The 17212-nt window shown below is 61.3% G+C and carries 19 protein-coding genes; 5 read left to right on the forward strand and 14 right to left on the reverse strand.

What is annotated here, in order from left to right:
* Positions 1–53 precede the first annotated feature (53 nt).
* The 4 genes from RG836_RS14500 to RG836_RS14515 all read right to left on the reverse strand — a co-directional run bounded on the left by RG836_RS14500 (position 54) and on the right by RG836_RS14515 (position 3336).
* Positions 54–1454, reverse strand: a complete 1401-nt coding sequence (locus RG836_RS14500; protein WP_310846596.1) for a heavy metal sensor histidine kinase — start codon at positions 1452–1454, stop codon at positions 54–56.
* The gene (locus RG836_RS14505; protein WP_310846599.1) at positions 1451–2122 is read right to left on the reverse strand and encodes a heavy metal response regulator transcription factor; all 672 of its coding nucleotides are present in this window, start codon (positions 2120–2122) and stop codon (positions 1451–1453) included. Before RG836_RS14505 ends, RG836_RS14500 begins: the two co-directional genes overlap by 4 nt.
* A 53-nt stretch (positions 2123–2175) precedes the next feature.
* Complete coding sequence (locus tag RG836_RS14510) at positions 2176–2433, reverse strand: DUF2790 domain-containing protein (protein WP_310846601.1); 258 nt, start codon at positions 2431–2433, stop codon at positions 2176–2178.
* Between the two features lie 132 nt (positions 2434–2565).
* The gene (locus RG836_RS14515) at positions 2566–3336 is read right to left on the reverse strand and encodes an alpha/beta hydrolase (RefSeq protein ID WP_310846604.1); all 771 of its coding nucleotides are present in this window, start codon (positions 3334–3336) and stop codon (positions 2566–2568) included.
* 628 nt (positions 3337–3964) lie between these two features.
* Here RG836_RS14515 and RG836_RS14520 point away from each other — a divergent pair.
* A complete protein-coding gene (locus RG836_RS14520) occupies positions 3965–5188 on the forward strand; it encodes a methyl-accepting chemotaxis protein (RefSeq protein ID WP_409078087.1) in 1224 nt (407 codons plus the stop codon).
* A gap of 54 nt (positions 5189–5242) precedes the next feature.
* Here RG836_RS14520 and RG836_RS14525 read toward each other — a convergent pair whose 3' ends face one another.
* The 3 genes from RG836_RS14525 to RG836_RS14535 all read right to left on the reverse strand — a co-directional run bounded on the left by RG836_RS14525 (position 5243) and on the right by RG836_RS14535 (position 6331).
* On the reverse strand, positions 5243–5485 hold the full coding sequence (locus RG836_RS14525) for a DUF2789 domain-containing protein (RefSeq protein WP_310846607.1): 243 nt from the start codon (positions 5483–5485) through the stop codon (positions 5243–5245).
* Positions 5486–5574: 89 nt separating this feature from the next.
* The gene (locus RG836_RS14530) at positions 5575–5805 is read right to left on the reverse strand and encodes a hypothetical protein (protein ID WP_310846608.1); all 231 of its coding nucleotides are present in this window, start codon (positions 5803–5805) and stop codon (positions 5575–5577) included.
* Between the two features lie 319 nt (positions 5806–6124).
* Positions 6125–6331, reverse strand: a complete 207-nt coding sequence (locus tag RG836_RS14535; RefSeq protein ID WP_310846610.1) for a hypothetical protein — start codon at positions 6329–6331, stop codon at positions 6125–6127.
* Between RG836_RS14535 and RG836_RS14540 the strand changes: the two genes are divergently transcribed.
* The gene (locus tag RG836_RS14540) at positions 6326–6775 is read left to right on the forward strand and encodes a hypothetical protein (protein ID WP_310846611.1); all 450 of its coding nucleotides are present in this window, start codon (positions 6326–6328) and stop codon (positions 6773–6775) included. The two genes, RG836_RS14535 and RG836_RS14540, sit on opposite strands and share 6 nt — an antisense overlap.
* A 164-nt stretch (positions 6776–6939) precedes the next feature.
* Positions 6940–7956 (forward strand): ABC transporter substrate-binding protein, encoded by a 1017-nt coding sequence (locus RG836_RS14545; protein ID WP_310846613.1) that lies wholly within the window; start codon positions 6940–6942, stop codon positions 7954–7956.
* Positions 7957–8113: 157 nt separating this feature from the next.
* Here the strand turns inward: RG836_RS14545 and RG836_RS14550 are convergent, their stop codons facing one another.
* Both RG836_RS14550 and RG836_RS14555 read right to left on the reverse strand, forming a co-directional pair.
* The gene (locus tag RG836_RS14550; RefSeq protein WP_310846925.1) at positions 8114–9382 is read right to left on the reverse strand and encodes an OprD family porin; all 1269 of its coding nucleotides are present in this window, start codon (positions 9380–9382) and stop codon (positions 8114–8116) included.
* Positions 9383–9536: 154 nt separating this feature from the next.
* Entirely contained in the window at positions 9537–10250 is a 714-nt protein-coding gene (locus RG836_RS14555) for a murein L,D-transpeptidase catalytic domain family protein (protein ID WP_310846615.1), read from the reverse strand.
* Between the two features lie 145 nt (positions 10251–10395).
* Between RG836_RS14555 and RG836_RS14560 the strand changes: the two genes are divergently transcribed.
* A complete protein-coding gene (locus tag RG836_RS14560; RefSeq protein WP_310846617.1) occupies positions 10396–11967 on the forward strand; it encodes a L,D-transpeptidase family protein in 1572 nt (523 codons plus the stop codon).
* 612 nt (positions 11968–12579) lie between these two features.
* On the opposite strand, the gene RG836_RS14565 is transcribed toward RG836_RS14560, so the two are convergent.
* Positions 12580–13431, reverse strand: a complete 852-nt coding sequence (locus tag RG836_RS14565) for a CAP domain-containing protein (protein ID WP_310846620.1) — start codon at positions 13429–13431, stop codon at positions 12580–12582.
* A gap of 109 nt (positions 13432–13540) precedes the next feature.
* Here RG836_RS14565 and RG836_RS14570 point away from each other — a divergent pair, with 109 nt between their 5' ends.
* Entirely contained in the window at positions 13541–14197 is a 657-nt protein-coding gene (locus tag RG836_RS14570; protein ID WP_310846622.1) for a cell wall hydrolase, read from the forward strand.
* A gap of 83 nt (positions 14198–14280) precedes the next feature.
* Here RG836_RS14570 and RG836_RS14575 read toward each other — a convergent pair whose 3' ends face one another.
* From RG836_RS14575 to RG836_RS14590, 4 genes are all read right to left on the reverse strand, one after another.
* Positions 14281–14904 carry a glutathione S-transferase family protein gene (locus RG836_RS14575; RefSeq protein ID WP_310846623.1) on the reverse strand — a complete coding sequence of 208 codons (624 nt, stop codon included), beginning with the start codon at positions 14902–14904 and terminating at the stop codon, positions 14281–14283.
* A 41-nt stretch (positions 14905–14945) separates the two neighbouring features.
* Positions 14946–15461, reverse strand: coding sequence for an HvfX family Cu-binding RiPP maturation protein (locus RG836_RS14580; protein ID WP_310846625.1), 516 nt, complete (start codon positions 15459–15461; stop codon positions 14946–14948).
* Between the two features lie 85 nt (positions 15462–15546).
* Positions 15547–15762: an HvfA family oxazolone/thioamide-modified RiPP metallophore gene (locus RG836_RS14585; protein ID WP_310846628.1), complete on the reverse strand. Its 216-nt coding sequence runs from the start codon at positions 15760–15762 to the stop codon at positions 15547–15549.
* 310 nt (positions 15763–16072) lie between these two features.
* Entirely contained in the window at positions 16073–17011 is a 939-nt protein-coding gene (locus RG836_RS14590) for a class I SAM-dependent methyltransferase (protein WP_310846631.1), read from the reverse strand.
* Between the last annotated feature and the right edge of the window lie 201 nt (positions 17012–17212).

Raw genomic sequence — 17212 nt, forward strand, 5'->3', positions numbered from 1 at the left:
TCACATACAACTGAAATCACTGTGGGAGCGAGCCTGCTCGCGAAGGCGATAGCTCAGTCACCCTGTTGTCGCGCCGGGAAGAACAGTTCAAAGCAAGTAACGCCATCAGCGCTGCTGACGCTGTAGCCACCGTTGTGCAGCTGCATGATGGTGGCGACGATGGACAAACCGAGGCCGTTGGAGTGGGTGGAACGTTCGCGGGATTCGTCCACACGATAGAACCGCTCGAACAATCGCGGCAGGTGTTCGGCGGCGATGGTCGGGCCCCTGTTGGTCACGCGCAGGCGAGTACCGTCGGCCGATGGCAAGGCGCTGACGCTCAGTTCTGAATGCGCAGCCCCATACTTGATCGCGTTGGCGCACAAGTTGGCCAGCGCGCGGCGCAATAGCATCGGTTCGGCCCAGATCAACCCGCTGCCCTGGGCGCTGATGCTGATCCCGACATCCGCCGCCGGGCCTTCGAAGTAGTCCGCGATGCGCTCCATTTCGTCGCTCGCATCCAGTTCCTGGCGTTGGCTCAGGGCACTGGCCGGGTCCGTGCGGGCGAGGAACAGCATGTTGTCGAGCATTCGCGCCAAGCGTTCCAGTTCTTCGACATTCGAGGCCAGCAGCTGCTGATAGTCCTCGATGCTGCGGTTCTGTTGCAGCGCCACTTGGGTCTCCCCGAGCAAGTTATTGATCGGTGTGCGCAGCTCATGGGCCATATCCGTCGAGACTTGCCCCAACTGCACAAAGCCTTTGCCGAGGCGATCGAGCATGGCGTTGAACGCCTCGATCATCGGCAGCAATTCCCGGGGCGCGCCATCGCTGGCCAGGCGTTCGTTGAGGTTGCCAACCCCGATGCCATGGGCATGCCGCGCCAGGTGGCGCATCGGCCGCAAGCCCCGGTACACCAGCAAGTAGCCGCATAGCGCCAGAATCAGCGCCGCCATGCCGGCCATCACGAAAACGCTCATCCGATAATTGGCAAGCACGGCAGTGCGCTCGGTCATCAGCTTGCCGGTGACCACTTGCAGGCTGCCCATGTCATCGGAATTGATGGTCGCCGCCAGCGCCGAAAACGGCACGCCATCGATGCTTGGATAATGTTGCACGTCCGCCAGGGTCAGGTTGTGATCCATCGCCACCGGCGCCAGGGACGGCATCGCCAGGTTGCCGGGATTGACCACCAGCAGTGGCGGCTGCCCGGCACTGCCGATGGTCAGCAGGGCCTCGCGGTTGCCCATCATGTTCTGGAACAGCGCCGGCTTGCTCTTGATTAAGTCCAGCGTGTTGCCGTCGTTGAGCAGCGTGCGCAGTTGATCGATGCGGTTGACCAGCGCAGCGTCATCGCGGCGGATCAATTCGCGCTCGAGGTCGCGGTACAGCGCCACGCCGAGGGTCGCCAACGAAGCAAAGGCGAGCAGGGCGAACAGCAGCGCCAGGCGCAGCGTCAGGGAGTGGCGGCCATTCATGGCTGAGTGTCAAAGCGATAGCCGATGCCGCGCACGCTGTGGATCAGCTTGAGCTGGAACGGGTCGTCGATCTTCAGGCGCAAGCGCCGCACCGCGACGTCCACCACGTTGGTGTCGCTGTCGAAATTCATGTCCCAGACCCGCGAGGCAATCAGCGAGCGCGACAACACTTGGCCCTGATGGGTGGCAAACAAGTGCAGCAGGGCGAATTCCTTGTTGGTCAACGTGATGCGCGCGCCATCGCGGGTGACCCGACGCTTGAGCACGTCGATTTGCAGGTCGGCGACGTGCAATTGCTCTTCTTCGCGGGTCGGACCACGGCGGGTCAGGGTGCGCAGACGCGCCACCAGTTCAGCGAAGGAAAACGGCTTGATCAGGTAATCGTCGGCGCCCAGTTCCAGGCCCTTGATGCGGTCGGCAATGTCGTCGCGGGCGGTGAGGAACAGCACCGGGGTATCGGCTTCCTTGCGCAGCCGGCGCAGTACTTCCCAGCCATCCATTTTCGGCATCATCACGTCCAGCACGATCACGTCGAATTCGTTCTCCAGGGCCTGGTGCAGGCCGTCAACGCCGTCCCGCGCCAGGCTGACGGAATAACCCAGTTCCTGCAGGCCGTTAAGCAGGTAATTGCCGGCCTTGGGTTCGTCTTCGACTACAAGAATGTTCATGGACGTCTGCCCTGGTTCTAGGTCAAGCATGCGGTGGCGCCAGTTTAGCCGGATCAATGATCGTTCGTGCAACCGGAGCCTTCGACCTGGTAATCCAGGACGTGGGTCTGGCCACTGTGGTCGAGGTATTTGAGCTCCGCCGGGACGATGCCGCAGCGCTGCGAGATGTCGGTGCTGGCCAGGACTTTGTCGACGTCCAGATGCGTAAAGAAACCAGGCTTGTCATGAATCACCGAGGTGTCGGGCATGTTCGAGGCGAACACCGAACCGGTGGCGAGGAGGGCGGCGCAAGCAAGGATCAGATTTTTCATGGGAAGACTCTCTATCAAGGGTTTTTTTGGAAGGCTGCCGCAGCGGTTAGCCAGTGAGTACAGGTTAACCAGTGGATACCGACAGCCCACCAACAGAAGGATTACAAAGCTGTAATGAACGGGCTCGCGGACTCAGGGCTGACGGCCGGAGGCTTCGAGGATCAGGTCGGCGATTTCCTTGGAATGCGACACCAGCGACAAGTGACTCGACGGCAATTCAATCGTGTTGGCGTTCATGCGCTTGGCGAGGAAGCGTTCCAGGTCCGGGTTGATGGTCTGGTCCTGGCTGGACACCGCATACCAGGACGGTTTGGTGTGCCAGGCGGCGTTGACCGTGCGCCCGCTGAACAGGGTCTTGGTGATCGGTTGTTGCACGGCGAACAGCGCCATGGCCTTGTCATGCGGCACGTCGGCGGCGAAGTATTTGAGGAACGCGTCCTGGTTGAGGGTCAGCCAACCGTCGTGTTCGACCACGCCGGCGCGCACCGGCATGCTCGGGTATTTCGCGGACAGCGCGACAAAGTCTTCGTTGGCATCCGGGGCGCGGGCCGCGACATACACCAGGGAGCTGACTTTCGGGTTGGCCCCGGCGTCGCTGACCACGGTCCCGGCGTAGGAGTGGCCGACCAGCACGGTCGGGCCGTCCTGTTGATCGAGGACGCGGTTGGTCGCGGCGACGTCATCGGCCACCGAGGTCAGCGGGTTTTGCACCGCCGTGACGTGCAGGCCGGCGGCTTGCAGGCGGGTGATGACATCGGTCCAGCTCGAGCCATCGGCCCACGAGCCGTGCACCAGCACCACGTTGTTGGCCTTGACCGGCGCGATGGTCGCGGCCATGGCGGAGCCGGTACCGAGCATCAACAGGCTGGCGGCGATCAGGCAGAGTTTATTCAATGGTTTCATGAGGACGACCCTTCTTCAGTTGGGAAAACCCGCCACCCGGTGTGGGCGGCTGTTGGGTTCACTCTACGAAGCGAGGGTGCTGCCTACGCTGACAACTCCATGACAAAGTTGTAATGCTTCAGGGCCAAATAACCTGAAGAGGGCCCGACCAATGAAGCCCAAACCAACCAGGCGTAGATAATGGCGTTGTAGTGGCGTTTAATGCTCAAACAATAATGACAAGCGGCCTGGGGTAAACGACATGACAAGAGACGGATCTCTGGCGCACGCGCCATCCTCGGCAACGCTGACCGCGCGGCCATCCCGGCGCTGGCTGGCGCCGACCCTGCAAAGCGTTGCGCTGATGCTGTTGCTCTGCGGCATGAGCCTCGATCAATGGTCCCTGTACCTTGGCCTGCCAGTGGCCGTGCTGATCATCTGGCTGCCGCGCCTGCGCACTCGCGTCAGTCCCAGCCACGTTAGCGATGACAAAGCCGACGCCATGGGGCAACTGACTCGCGATCTGTCCTACACCACCAGCCACAACGCGCTGTCAGCCGCTGGCGTAGCGTATTCGGTCAAGCAACTGGCGACCAGGGTGCAATCGCAACTGGACGCCGCCGCGCAGATCGTCAGTAATGCCGAAGTCATGATCACCACCGAACACGCCACGTCCAAGCTCAGTCAGGCAGCCTTGGGCGCCGCCAGCGAAGCGCATCACAGCAGCGTTGCCGGCAGCAGCGAACTGGCAGAGTCGATCAGCCGCATGCACCAGCTCAGTCAGAGGGCCAGCGACAGTCGCCAGTTGATCGAAGCCCTGAGCCTGCGCAGCGATGACATTCAGCGGGTGACTCTGGTGATCCAGTCGATCGCCAGCCAGACCAACCTGCTGGCGCTGAATGCCGCGATCGAGGCGGCGCGTGCCGGTGAACACGGCCGTGGTTTTGCGGTGGTGGCCGACGAAGTTCGCGGCCTGGCCGGGCGCACGGCCACGGCCACCGGCGAAGTCGGGGTGATGGTCGCCGACATCCAGCAGCGCACCGCGCAAGTGGTTGAGCAGATCCGCCAGTTGTCCGCCGACCTGGAAACCGGCGTGGCCCAGGTCGAGCACACTGGCGAGCACCTGCAAAACATCGCTCGGCTGGCGGCGGGGGTCGAAGGCCAGGTTGGCGAAATTGCCCAAGGCGCGGAAACCAACCGCGCGCAACTCGACAGCCTGTTTCAGGCGATCGAGCAAATGCGCAGTGACTTGGCAATCAGTGATGAACAGACCCGACGCCTTGCCGACGCAGCGGTGCAGATGGAAGGCCAGGCCGAAACCATCAGCGAACGCTTGGCGGAGGTCGGACTGGATGACTATCACCAGCGGATTTATGACCTGGCCAAGGAAGGGGCGAGTCAGATCGGTCAGCGTTTCGAGTCGGACATCGAGCAGGGCCGTGTCAGCCTGGATGACTTGTTCGATCGCAATTACCAGGCAATCCCCAACACCTCGCCCGCCAAGTTTCAGACCCGCTTCGACCGCTACACCGATCAGGTGCTGCCATCGATTCAGGAACCGCTGTTGCCGCGTCATGAAGGCCTGGTGTTCGCCATCGCCTGCACCCAGCAGGGCTATGTGCCGACCCACAATGTGGTGTTCAGCCAACCACTGACCGGCGATCCGCAACTGGATACGGTGCATAACCGCACCAAGCGCAAGTTTTCCGATCGCACTGGGATTCGCTGCGGGAGCCACCAGCAACCGGTGCTGTTGCAGACCTACACCCGCGACACCGGCGAACTGATGCACGACCTGTCGGTGCCGATCATGGTCAAGGGAAGGCATTGGGGTGGTTTGCGCTTGGGCTATCGGCCGGAACAGCCTCGCTGAGAGGTGCGGCCAACCGTGCAGGGCAGGCAGCCTGCCTGCACGGTTTAATGGGGCTTATTGCGTCTTCTGATGCATCCGCAGATTCAGCTCATCAACTACCCGCGCCCAATCGGCGTCTTCACGCAATTGTTCCTTGAGGAACGCCGCTTGTTGCGGGCTCCAGAAGTCGGCGTCGATCAGCTTTTTATCGTCCGGCAGTGGCGAGTTAGCGGCGATGAAGCCGTCGATCCCGGCTTCGCTGGAGTCCAGGCCGAGCTGGTCGAACAGCCCTTGCAAATCATGTGTCGGCGAATCCATGTGTCTCTCCTTGCCGGTGGTTGGGCTTGCCCGTGCGAGCCGGGTTCACTGCATCTGAGCGGCGAAGGCCGGCGAGAGTTCGATATTCCTCAGGCTTTCAGCGCGCCTTCGTCCACCGCCAGCTTCAATGCCGCGGCCGATTCCTTGGCGGCCACGGCGGCCACTTCCGAGGTTTTGAACCAGCGGTCTTTCTCGACCTGGTGATAGGTCACCGTGGTCAGCGGTGGCTTGGCGCGCATCACAATGACGGCCTGAAACTCGCCGTCCACTTCTCTGGCTTCGCCGCGAATAAAAAACTCGCCGATATCAAATTCCGTCACGTAGCAGCCTTCCCTTGAAAAGTGTTTTATTGTCTTGAACGCCGTCCTGGGTAAGCGTGGGCTTCAATGGGCGGGCAGTATGGCAGTAGTTGCCCACCCGTGGCGGGTTAAGGTGGGCTTGTTCATCGGTTTAAGTGGGCGCGGGCCCCGTGGCTGCTCTAGAATCCGGTGCACGCACTGCCTAGCGCGGTGCAATTGCACCGGTTTTTCTGTCGATACACCGATAAAACTGCTTGTATTAGTGTGTGTTCGCCCTGAAGTTAATGGGTGTAGGGTTAATCCGGACGACAGAAGCGTCTTTTCCTTCAACTTCTGGCGACTACAAAGTGCAGACGGCGCAGGGCATGTTCCAGTAGTCTTCCCTGACCTCGCAACGTACGAGCACCGCGCTCACTTCAGGATTCGACTTGGGCTCTAGAGCGACACCAACGGCATGGCCGCTTTTTCTGCTGTGCGCTGTTCCTGCGCGCAGCACCATTTCAGATGTGGGGATGTTTCCTTGGCAGTAAGTAATCTCGATATGCATGCTTTGTTCGTGCTGGGTGATTTGCGCGCAAAGCTGGTTAAGCAGTTCCAGTCCCGTTTCGTCTACATCACCGAGCAGAACGCGGAAGGCATTTACATTGCCGAAATCGACACCGAAGCGGCGTTGGTGGTGGATGACAAGCCCGGGCTGAAACTCAAGGTCGGCGATCACTTCAGCGCTTCGGTATTGCCCAGCCGTGAAGGCGGCAAGCTGGACATCAAGTTTCGCGACATCAAGCTGACGGTTTACGGCATCGGCGACTATGCCTTTGTCAGCACCGTCGACGGTGAGGGCATCGTCTTCAAGGAAGGCCACAGCGTGGTTCTGGTGTTCGCCGCCCATGCGCAGTTGCAGGAAGGCCTGACCAAAACCCTGAAAGCAGTGACTGGCAAAGCCGCCAAGTGGCGCAAGGGTGAACTGGTGACGTTCAAGGCCAGCGAGTAACGCCCGGTGATTGCGCCGCAGTAATGAACCAGTCCGATCAATCAGTGTGTCCCCTCGAAAGCAGGAACCTCTACTACAGTGAGTTGACTGAGTATTCAGAGGCTTGCAGCGTTTGCCGCCAGGCCCATTTTCGCTATCGCTGTGACACGCATGAGGTGCATCGCATGAAGGGACTTCGACTGTTGTTGGCCAGCCTGTTGGCCACATTCGGTTTGTGGGCATCACCGCTGACGGCGTCAGCCGCGCCGGCGCCGATCCACTTCGCCGATCTGAACTGGGAGAGTGGCAGCCTGATCACCGATATCCTGCGGGTGATCGTCGAAAAGGGTTATGGCTTGCCGACCGACACGTTGCCTGGTACGACCATTACCCTGGAGACCGCGCTGGCCAACAATGACATTCAGGTGATCGGCGAGGAGTGGGCTGGCCGCAGCCCGGTGTGGGTCAAGGCAGAAGCCGAAGGCAAGGTCATCAGCCTCGGCGATACCGTCAAAGGTGCCACCGAAGGCTGGTGGGTACCGGAATATGTGATCAAGGGCGACCCGGCCAAAGGCATCAAGCCCCTGGCCCCGGACCTGCGCAGCGTTACCGACCTGCCACGCTACAAGGACGTGTTCAGCGATCCGGAAAGCCCAGGCAAGGGCCGTTTCCTCAACAGCCCGATCGGCTGGACCTCGGAAGTGGTCAACGCACAGAAACTCAAGGCCTACGGCCTGACCAATGATTACGTGAACTTCCGTAGCGGTTCGGGCGCGGCGCTGGACGCGGAGATCAGTTCGTCGATCCGTCGTGGCAAACCGGTGTTGTTCTATTACTGGTCGCCAACGCCATTGCTGGGCAAGTTCAAACTGATCCAGTTGGAAGAACCCGCGTTCGACGCCGAGGCCTGGAAAACCCTGACCGACGCCGACAACCCTAATCCGAAGCCGACCCGTTCCTTGCCGTCGAAATTGTCAATTGGCGTTTCGACGCCGTTCCACAAGCAATACCCGCAGATTGCCGAGTTCTTCAGCAAGGTCGATTTCCCGATCGAACCGCTGAACAAGGCCCTGGCCGAGATGAGCGAAAAACACACCGCCCCTCGGCAAGCAGCCCAAGCCTTTATGAAGGCACATCCGGATGTGTGGCAGGCGTGGGTGCCGAAGGATGTGGCGGAAAAGGTGTCGGCGAGTTTGCAGTAAGACTCGGCCATCCAAACCCTGTGGGAGCTGCGGTGCGACGATTCGACTTGCCAGCGAAGGCATACTGACAGGCATCTTTATTGCCCGTGCTGGCCCCATCGCTGGCAAGCCAGCTCCCACAGTTTTTCTGGTGAGCTCATCCCGCCCAAACCTTCAATCACAGTCGCTTAAAGTCCAGCGGATACTCCACCACCACATACACCCGATCAATATCATCTCCGGCCTGGGCGCTGTTGGCGCGGTGCGAAACATGCGAGACCTGCACCGACAGGTCCTTCGCCGCCCCCGTCTGCACCACGTAGCGCAGATCGATGTCGCGCTCCCAATGCTTGCCGCCGTTCCCTTGCTGCGGCACATAGTCGCCGGCATCCCCGTCGAACCGATTGTAGGCACCCCCCTTGGACGCATGGGTCCCGTCAATGGCGCGGCCCGTGACGTAGCGCGTCATGAACTTCAGCCCCGGCACGCCGAGTGTGGCGAAATCAAAGTCATAACGAACCTGCCACGAGCGCTCATGGGCGCCGTTAAAGTCGGCGTATTTGATCGAGTTGGCGAGGTAGATCGAGTCGCCGCCGACAAAATCGAACGGCGTGTCGCCATTGATCTGTTGATAGGCCAGGGTCAGGCCATGGCCGTTGCGGCTGTACTTGCCCGCCAGGCTGTACGCGGTGTTATCGATGTCACCGGCCAGCGCCTGGCCCTGATCTCGCGTGTGATAGAGGTTGGCATCCAGCACCACGCCCGACTGCTTGTAATGCAGGTTGCCGTAGTACTGGCGCCAAGTGTCGCTCAGTTCCGAGGCATAGAGCGCGCCGCCAATCGGGCTGTCGGTGAACAGATCCGCCCCCAGCAGACTCATGGATTGCCCGCGGGTCGTTGCGCCGTAGCCGGAAAAGTCTGACCGGCCCGATGAGTTGTCCTGATTCTTGAACGCGGTGAAATGCCCGGCCACCAGGTTCATGCCGTCCCACTCGCGGCTATTGAGCAGGAAACCCGTGGCGTATTCCGGTTGCAGGCGTTTGTCGGCGGTGTCGAGCACCGGGGTTTCCACCAGCATTTCACCGAACGCCAGGGTGGTGCGCGAGGCGCGGATTTTCAGCGCTGCGCCGGCGCTCGAATAGTTGTCCTCGGCGCGGCCGTCAGCGTCCACCGGCAACAGCCCGGTGCCGGAATGCCCGCGTCCGCCATCCAGTTTCACCCCTAGAAAGCCATGGGCATCGATCCCGACCCCCAAGGTGCCCGGTGTGAACCCGGAACTGAACGACGTGATAAAACCCTGGGCCCATTCCTCTTTATAGCTTTTGCCTGTGGAGGAGGGCGTGCGGTAGTCGCTGTTGAGGTAGAAGTTGCGGCTTAGCACCTGCAGCGTCGAATCCTCGACAAAACTCGGAGGTGACTGCGCGGACGCGGCCCCGGCGGCCAGCATCAGTATGCCCGGCACGCACTGCGCAGTGGGTCTTCTGGACAAAACACTCATGGGGCAATCACCACCGCGCGACGCTGTTCAAGAAGATGACAGCGTGGCGCAGTCCGGCGGGCGGCGATTGAGCGGATGTGCTGTGTTGGTGCTGGTTGGCCGGTCAGCCGTTGCTGGCTTGGACGATGCTCGCCACTTGCCGGGGCTGGCAATTCAGGTAAGGCGAGGACTTTAACCAGCGCTGGTCCGGGTACCAGGAAAACATGAACTGGCCGTCCTTGAGTTTGTCGATCACTTTGCGCGCCACTTGCGGGCGCACCGCCGGGCAGCCAAGGCTGCGGCCGATGCGGCCCTGGCGTTGGCTCCACAGCGGGTTCACATAGTCGGCGGCGTGGATCACGATGGCGCGGTCGCGGGCCCGATCATTGAAGCCCGGTTCCAGGCCATCCATGCGCAGCGAGTAGCCGTGGCTGCCTTCGTAGCTTTCCTGAGTACGGAACAGCCCCAGGCTGGACTGGAAGCTGCCTTCGGTGTTGGAAAACTGGGTGGCGAAGTTTTCTCCGGATTTTTGTCCATGGGCCACCAAATCCCGTAGCACTAATGACTTGCGTCGCAGGTCGAAGATCCACAAGCGACGTGCGGTAGATGGCTGCGAATAGTCGATCACCGCCAGATGGCTGGCGGGTCGGGCACCGCTGTTGACTGCGCACTGCATGGCGCTCAAGGCACTTTTTAGCGCTTGGGGATTGAGTTCCGGGGCGGCGTGGGTGAGGCTGTTGAAGAGAATAGGATTCTGGGTGCCGGCGGCGAACGCCGGGCCGGATAAAGCGCCAAGGGTGGCAGCGGCCAGACAGAGTCGGCGCAAAATGTTGAGCATGGGTAAACCGTCTCCACAATAACGTTGCTCTCGACTCCCTGTTGTTACCCCTGACAGACCCTTTTTTTGTGTTGGGCTGATGACTGGCCACACCGGCTGCAGAGGCTGACCGTCAGCGAGACGGCCATGGATTGGAGTAAAGCAGTTGTTCAAAAAGTGTGCATCTTACTTGAGCATTTGCCTGCTCGCTGCGCCATTGGTCGCGACCGCCGATGAGCTGCCGGCTAACCCCGAAAGCCCATTGCAATTGGCGCTGGTGCAATTATCGGTCAGTTGCCCGACCGTGGCCGCGCGCGTCAACGAGCCGGCGCAGGCGCTGCTGCAGGCGTTTTACTTGCAACAGAACTACGCCGAGGTCTGGCGAGTAGATGGTCGTGCGGCAGCGTTGCAGGCTCAATTGCAGCTGTTAGCCGACGATGGCCTCGATCCGGTGCGCTACAGCGTTTCATCCGACGCAGCGGCCAGCGGAGACCAGTGCGCTGATATCGACATCAGCCAGCACTACTTACAAGCCCTGCAGGATTTGCATTACGGCCGGCTGCAGCAATCTCGCTTCGAGCCGTTGTGGCACGCGCAGGACGACCTGCGTGACCGCCAAGCCGATCTGCTGGCCATCGCCAGCCCGGGTTTGCAGGACATTCCCGGCGCTTTCGCCCAGGCGCGACCGAGCCTGGCACAGTATCAGGCCCTGCGCCAGGTCTACGCCCAGCAACGGTTGCTCGCCTTGCCAAACTGGCAACCACTGCCCGCCGGCCCATTGCTGCGCCCCGACATGGACGACCCGCGCGTGCCTGAACTGGCCCAGCGTTTATTCAGTGAAGGCTATCTGAGTCAGCTGCCGCCCGAGTTGGGGACGCTGTATACGGAGGAGTTGGCCAGCGCGGTAAAAACCTTCCAGATCAACCACTCGTTGCAGTCCGACGGCGTAATCGGCCCTGGCACCTTGGCCGAGTTGAACATCAGCCCGGCGCAGCGCCGCGAGCAATTGCGGATCAACCTGGAACGCTTTCGCTGGATGGCCCAGGACCTGGAGCCCACCAGTTTGCTGGTGAATGTCGCGGCGGCCGAGTTGACGGTCTATCAGGCCGGGTTGCCGGTGTGGCAGACCCGTACCCAGGTTGGTCGCGCCGAACGGCAAACGCCGCTGCTCAAGTCCCACATCACGCGCCTGACCCTCAACCCGACCTGGACCATTCCACCGACCATCCTCAAGGAAGACAAATTGCCGGAGATCCGCAAGGACGCGGCATTCCTTGCTCGTCATGGTTTGCAGGTGCTGGACCACGAAGGTCAACCGATGGCCACCGAAGACATCGACTGGGAACACCCCGGCAACATCATGCTGCGCCAGGACGCCGGACCGAAAAACCCGCTGGGGCAAATGGTCGTACGCTTCCCCAATCCGTACTCGGTGTACCTGCATGACACGCCGAGCCAGTCACTGTTTGCCAAAGGCCCGCGGGCGTTCAGCTCGGGGTGTGTGCGCATCGAGCATGCCCTGCAACTGCGCGACCTGCTGCTGAGCCCGGCCGAACTGGCCCGCACCGACATCCTGCTCGCCACCAAACTGACCCACGAATATCGCTTGACCAAGCCAATGCCGATCCTCATGACCTACTGGACCGCCCAGGCCGATAGCCGCGGACAAGTGATGTATGCGCCGGATATCTACGGCCGGGATACTGCGCTGGTGGCAGCAATGGGCGATGCGCTGTAACCCACAGGTTTTGTGTTCGGACTCCAATCCAAATCACACCGCAAAACCCTGTGGGAGCGGGCTTGCCCGCGAAGGCGTCAGCCCAGTCAACACATCATTGCCTGATCCAATGCCATCGCTGGCAAGCCAGCTCCCACAGGTTCTGCGGCCAGCCTCACCATCACCAACCACCGCTAAACCCGTGGGAGCGAGCCTGCTCGCGAATGCGTCAGTCCAGTCAGCACATCATTGCCTGATCCAATGCCATCGCTGGCAAGCCAGCTCCCACAGGTTCTGCGGCCAGCCTCAACATCACCAACCACCGCCAAACCCGTGGGAGCGAGCCTGCCCGCGAATGCGTCAGCCCAGTCAGCACATCATTGCCTGATCCAATGCCATCGCTGGCAAGCCCGCTCCCACAGGTTCTGCGGCCAGCCTCACCATCACCAACCACCGCAAATCCCTGTGGGAGCGGGCTTGCCCGCGAAGGCGTCAGCCCAGTCAACACATCATTGCCTGATCCAATGCCATCGCTGGCAAGCCAGCTCCCACAGGTTCTGCGGCCAGGCTCACCATCACCAACCACCGCAAATCCCACAATGAATCGGTCCGGCCGCAGCGGTTTCATTTACTTCACTGCGCACCAAACATTGCCGTCCAGTAGATCGCAGCATCGCTTTTCGGGTCGGTGGCGTAGGCGGCGCCGAGTTCGCGGAATTGTGGGTTCATCAGGTTGGCGCAGTGGCCGGGGCTGGCGATCCAGCCGTCAACCACTTTGCGCACACTGTCCTGGCCGGCGGCGATGTTTTCGCCGATTTGCTGGTAGTCATAACCGGCCAGTTCCGCACGGTCGCCTGGGGTGCGGCCGTCGCGGTCCTTATGGTCAAAAAAATTATTGTTGGCCATCGAGCGCGTATGGCTTTCGGCGGCGCTCGCCAGTGTCGTGTTCCAGGCCAGCGGCGGGGCGGCGCTGAAGGCCTGGCTGCCGCATTGGCGTGGTTGCGCACGGGCGCTATTAAGAGTGGCCAGGAGTTTTTGCCCTTCGGACGCCGAGTCACCTAGGCGCGCGGTCAGCAGGGGACGCGCCAGCACGATGCGCCAGTTGAGGCCGCTGCGGCTCACACCCACATCGACAAACTGCGGATTCAGCACCACCTGGCAAAAGCTCTCCTGCACGGCGGCCATGGCCGAGGCCACGTCCTTTGGCCCGGCGAGGGTGATCGCCTGCACGTTGGCCATCGGGTAACTCGCCCGCGCCATGGCTTGCTGCAAATCCACCGCGCCCGTGGCCGGCAGCACCAGGCGTGGGTCGAGCGCCAGCGGCGGCAGTTCTGCTGATACTTGCTTGCCACAGTTCTGCGGCACGCTGCGGAACGCGTTGAGCGAATCGACCAGCTGCGACTCATCGCTGGCCATCGCGCCAGTGGCGAACGACAGCCCCAGCGACAACGCGGCAACACGCACGGCGAATGGTGTGAAACCCATGAATTTCTCCCTTGAGCGGACTGCGCCCATCATGCTTGATGTTGTCCGCCTGATGAAATGATTTGACGACTATAGTGTTTAGCACCTCAGGTCTCGGAAAGGTTCCACCATGCGCCGTTATTGGATAGCAGCTTGCTTTGCTCTCGTTGTTGTTCAGGGTCAGGCGTTCGCCGTCGACCCCACTCCCAATACCCCCAAAGATCCAGTCAATAACCCACAAACCGGAAAGGTCGCCGAAGACAAGGCCGAAGTGCTGGAACAGAAAGCCGCGGCGGTCAAGGAAGGCGAGGCGACACCGGCCAAGGCCGAGCCGATCAGTTCCGTGGAAGTCCAGGCGGTCGACCCGGCTGGCGCGGCGCCGGTCGACGATCCCATCACTTGCATGGCCCGCACCATCTACTGGGAAGCCAAGGGTGCGAAGGACGCCGACATGGAAGCGGTAGCCAGCGTAGTGATGAACCGCCTCGGCCACGACGGCTTTCCTGACACCGTGTGCGGCGTGGTCAAGCAGGGCTCGGAGAAGAAGGCCTGCCAGTTTTCCTGGTGGTGTGACGGGCGATCGGATCAGGTGCAAGAAGCCGTGGAGTACGACGTCGCCAAGGAAATCGCGCGCAAGGCGCTGAACAAATCACTGCCCGATCGCACCAAGGGCGCGATGTATTTCCACGACCGCAACGTTAAACCGGACTGGGCCAAGGAATACATCCGGACCACCGAAACGGGCAAGTTCATGTTCTACAAACCCCGCGATGGCGCGGCGAAGTAGCGGCCTGCTGAACGTTGCTGTTGTGGTGAAGGGACTTGCTCCCCTCACCACAACAGACTGTCCTCTATCAACGCATGGCGGTATTACTGCGGCGGCGTGGCCTTGAAGCTGTCCAGTGCCTGAATGCGTTCCCACCACTGCGCGAGGCCAGGGACTTTCAGCAGCTCCTCGGCATCAGGCGTCATCGACAGGTAAGCAATGGCCGGCGCCAGGTAGAAGTCGGCGATGGTCTGGCTGTCGCCGGCGATGAATGGATCGTCCCCCTTGATTTGCATCAGGTAGCCAAGAACCTTTTTCGAGTCCTCGATGCCTTTGCGGTGCGCCGCGTCGTTCTGGCCCCCGAGGAAATCCGGGAACAGGTGGTAGCCGAACACCTGCACCAGCGCACCATAGCCGTAGGAGTCGTAGACACTGATCGCCATCAACGCCCGCGCACGGTCCCGGGCGTTGTCCGGCATCAGGTCGGGGCCGGGCAGTACCTCGTTGAGGTAAGCGTTGACCGCCGAGCTTTCGATGATGCGAAAACCGTCGTGATCGATCACCGGCACTTTGCCGAACGGGTGCCGCGCCAGGTGTTCCGGCATCAGCGGCTCACCCTTCATGACGTTGACTTGGACCTGGTCGAAATCGGCATTTTTCTCCGCCAGCAGCATCTTCACTGTGCGCACGTAAGTGCTGCCGTCAAATCCGTAGAGGGTAAGGCTCATGGTCGTCGCTCCAATCGTCTAGGGGTTGAGTGCCACCGCAATCAGCGGTTGTTGCGCTTCCAGAACAGCCGTTGCAGCAGCGCATCCAGGCTCAGTTTGCCGGGGCCGCAGAGCAACAGGGGTACCAGGGTCGCGAGGTAGATCAGCGGCAATTTGAAATTGCCATGACCTTTGTTGGTAATCGCATAACCCTGGGCAAGCTCACTCAATGTAGACCAATCGGCGGGCCAGTGAACGGCGGCGGTAGCGACTACCGTGACCACCATCAGGCTGATCGCCGACAACCGCGTACCGAGGCCGACCAGAATCGCCAGTGCGCAGATCAGCTCGGCCCACATCGACAGTTCCCAGTTGAGGTTGGCGGACAGGTGATTGAAGGGAAAGGGGAAGGCGTCCTGGATGTCGGCGAACCAGTTCTCGCCGTTCCATTTCTCCAGGCCCGACTCGAAAAACTCCCAGGCGATGAACACACGCAAGGTCAGCGGTGCGATCCAGCTGCCGGCGCGGTCTAGCGCCTCGTGGACGGTTTGGGTGGCGCGAGAAAGGGTGAGTTGCATGGGGAAGTGCTCCGTCGTTCCAGCGGTGTCAGGTAAGAGGTGAGTGAAGCGAGCAGGGGCACCGCGGTGCCCCAGGGCGCAGCGGTTACTCGCCGGCCGAGCCGCACTTGCCTTCGCCGCATTTGCCTTCGGCTTCTTTCGGCGCCGAATCACTGCTGGCCTGCGCGTAGCCTTGGGCCAGTTCGGTGGAACTGAACGCTTTTGCACTGCTTGGGGTGGACGCGGACGCCACGTTGGCCAGGGCCATGCCGCCGGCGAGGATCAGGCCGAGGGTCAGGGAGGTGCTGTTGAATTTGATCATAGGGGTTACTCCGGTGAGTTTGCAGTTTTGATCGGCTTGGCCAATCGACAGGTGCATTTGAACCGGAGGGTGTATCCGTGATGTGTCGCGGGTGGGGGCTTTTGAGGACGGGGTGTATCGAGGGAGGGCTTGTACACAGAGCGATACAAACTGGCGATAAAACCTTGTGGTGAGGGAGTCAGTGCGCGGTGGCTCTTGCTTCTGCTGTTGTGGCGAGGGAGCTTGCTCCCGCTGGGCTGCGCAGCAGACCCGCACTCAGGGCCGCTTCGCGCCCCAGCGCGAGCAAGCTTGCTCGCCACAGGGGATTGCGTTAGTTCTGACGGAATACCAACGCCTTCAGGCCGCTCTCGACATCCACATCCGGAAACTCTGGCGGATTCTCCAGCCGTTGTTCGAAGTGCAGGCTCGGGGCTTCACGCAAGATGCCGTCGATCAGGAAATCCGAGCCAATGGACGGATCATTCATGCACGCCAGTACAATGCCGTGCGCGGTCAGCAATTCCGGCAGGCGGCGCAGGACGCGGGGGTAGTCCTTGGTCAGCAGGAAGCTGCCTTTCTGGAAGGATGGCGGGTCGATGATCACCAGATCGTAGGGGCCGCCGCTCTTGACCTTGCTCCAGGACTTGAACAGGTCGTGGCCGAGAAAGCTGACCTTGCTCAAGTCATGGCCATTCAACCGGTGGTTGTCACGACCACGGCTGAGGGCGGCACGGGACATGTCGAGGTTGACCACGCCGCTGGCGCCACCGGCCATTGCCGCCACGGAGAAGCCGCAGGTGTAGGCGAACAGGTTCAGCACCCGTTTGCCCGCGGCGTTGGCCCGCACCCAGTTGCGCCCGTAGCGCATGTCGAGGAACAGGCCGGTGTTCTGTTTCTGCCCCAGATCGATCTCGTAGCGCAAGCCTTCTTCGGTCAGGGTCCAGCCGTCGACCACTTCGCCCAGCAACCATTCGGTAGTGCTCTGCGGCAGGTAACGATGCTGCAGCAGCAAAGTATGAGCGCCGCTGGCGGTCCATTGCTCGGTGCTGGTCAGCGCCATCAGCAGGGCCTTCAACGCCTCGAGCTGAGCTGGCTCCGGCTCTTTGAACAGCGACACCAGCACCACGCCCTGCAACCAGTCCACCGTCAGTTGTTCCAGACCCGGCCAGCAACGGCCGCGACCATGGAACAGACGACGGGTTTCGGCAGGCGCGGCGGCCAGGGCTGGCAGCAGGAAGTGGTGCAGGGTGACGAGAGCTTCAGAATTCATCGAGCGGGACCGGCGGTGTGCAAAGGCGGGCATTTAACCACAGTGATCCGGCTGACCACATGCACCACTAAACCTTGTGGGAGCGAGCCTGCTCGCGAAAGGGCCATAACGCCCAACATCGTTGCTGCGAGGCAGACTGCATTCGCGAGCAGGTTCGCGCCCACAGGGATTAAAGCTAGCCATCCCACCGCACAGACTTCG

The sequence above is a fragment of the Pseudomonas rhizozeae genome (assembly GCF_031583775.1).
GTDB lineage: Bacteria > Pseudomonadota > Gammaproteobacteria > Pseudomonadales > Pseudomonadaceae > Aquipseudomonas.

Bases quoted from the DNA above. Each gene is read 5' to 3' on its own strand.
- RG836_RS14500 (WP_310846596.1), bottom strand. From the start codon at position 1,454: ATGAATGGCCGCCACTCCCTGACGCTGCGCCTGGCGCTGCTGTTCGCC.
- RG836_RS14505 (WP_310846599.1), bottom strand. From the start codon at position 2,122: ATGAACATTCTTGTAGTCGAAGACGAACCCAAGGCCGGCAATTACCTG.
- RG836_RS14510 (WP_310846601.1), bottom strand. From the start codon at position 2,433: ATGAAAAATCTGATCCTTGCTTGCGCCGCCCTCCTCGCCACCGGTTCG.
- RG836_RS14515 (WP_310846604.1), bottom strand. From the start codon at position 3,336: ATGAAACCATTGAATAAACTCTGCCTGATCGCCGCCAGCCTGTTGATG.
- RG836_RS14520 (WP_409078087.1), top strand. From the start codon at position 3,965: ATGATCACCACCGAACACGCCACGTCCAAGCTCAGTCAGGCAGCCTTG.
- RG836_RS14525 (WP_310846607.1), bottom strand. From the start codon at position 5,485: ATGGATTCGCCGACACATGATTTGCAAGGGCTGTTCGACCAGCTCGGC.
- RG836_RS14540 (WP_310846611.1), top strand. From the start codon at position 6,326: ATGCATGCTTTGTTCGTGCTGGGTGATTTGCGCGCAAAGCTGGTTAAG.
- RG836_RS14535 (WP_310846610.1), bottom strand. From the start codon at position 6,331: ATGCATATCGAGATTACTTACTGCCAAGGAAACATCCCCACATCTGAA.
- RG836_RS14545 (WP_310846613.1), top strand. From the start codon at position 6,940: ATGAAGGGACTTCGACTGTTGTTGGCCAGCCTGTTGGCCACATTCGGT.
- RG836_RS14550 (WP_310846925.1), bottom strand. From the start codon at position 9,382: ATGCTGGCCGCCGGGGCCGCGTCCGCGCAGTCACCTCCGAGTTTTGTC.
- RG836_RS14555 (WP_310846615.1), bottom strand. From the start codon at position 10,250: ATGCTCAACATTTTGCGCCGACTCTGTCTGGCCGCTGCCACCCTTGGC.
- RG836_RS14565 (WP_310846620.1), bottom strand. From the start codon at position 13,431: ATGGGTTTCACACCATTCGCCGTGCGTGTTGCCGCGTTGTCGCTGGGG.
- RG836_RS14570 (WP_310846622.1), top strand. From the start codon at position 13,541: ATGCGCCGTTATTGGATAGCAGCTTGCTTTGCTCTCGTTGTTGTTCAG.
- RG836_RS14575 (WP_310846623.1), bottom strand. From the start codon at position 14,904: ATGAGCCTTACCCTCTACGGATTTGACGGCAGCACTTACGTGCGCACA.
- RG836_RS14580 (WP_310846625.1), bottom strand. From the start codon at position 15,461: ATGCAACTCACCCTTTCTCGCGCCACCCAAACCGTCCACGAGGCGCTA.
- RG836_RS14585 (WP_310846628.1), bottom strand. From the start codon at position 15,762: ATGATCAAATTCAACAGCACCTCCCTGACCCTCGGCCTGATCCTCGCC.
- RG836_RS14590 (WP_310846631.1), bottom strand. From the start codon at position 17,011: ATGAATTCTGAAGCTCTCGTCACCCTGCACCACTTCCTGCTGCCAGCC.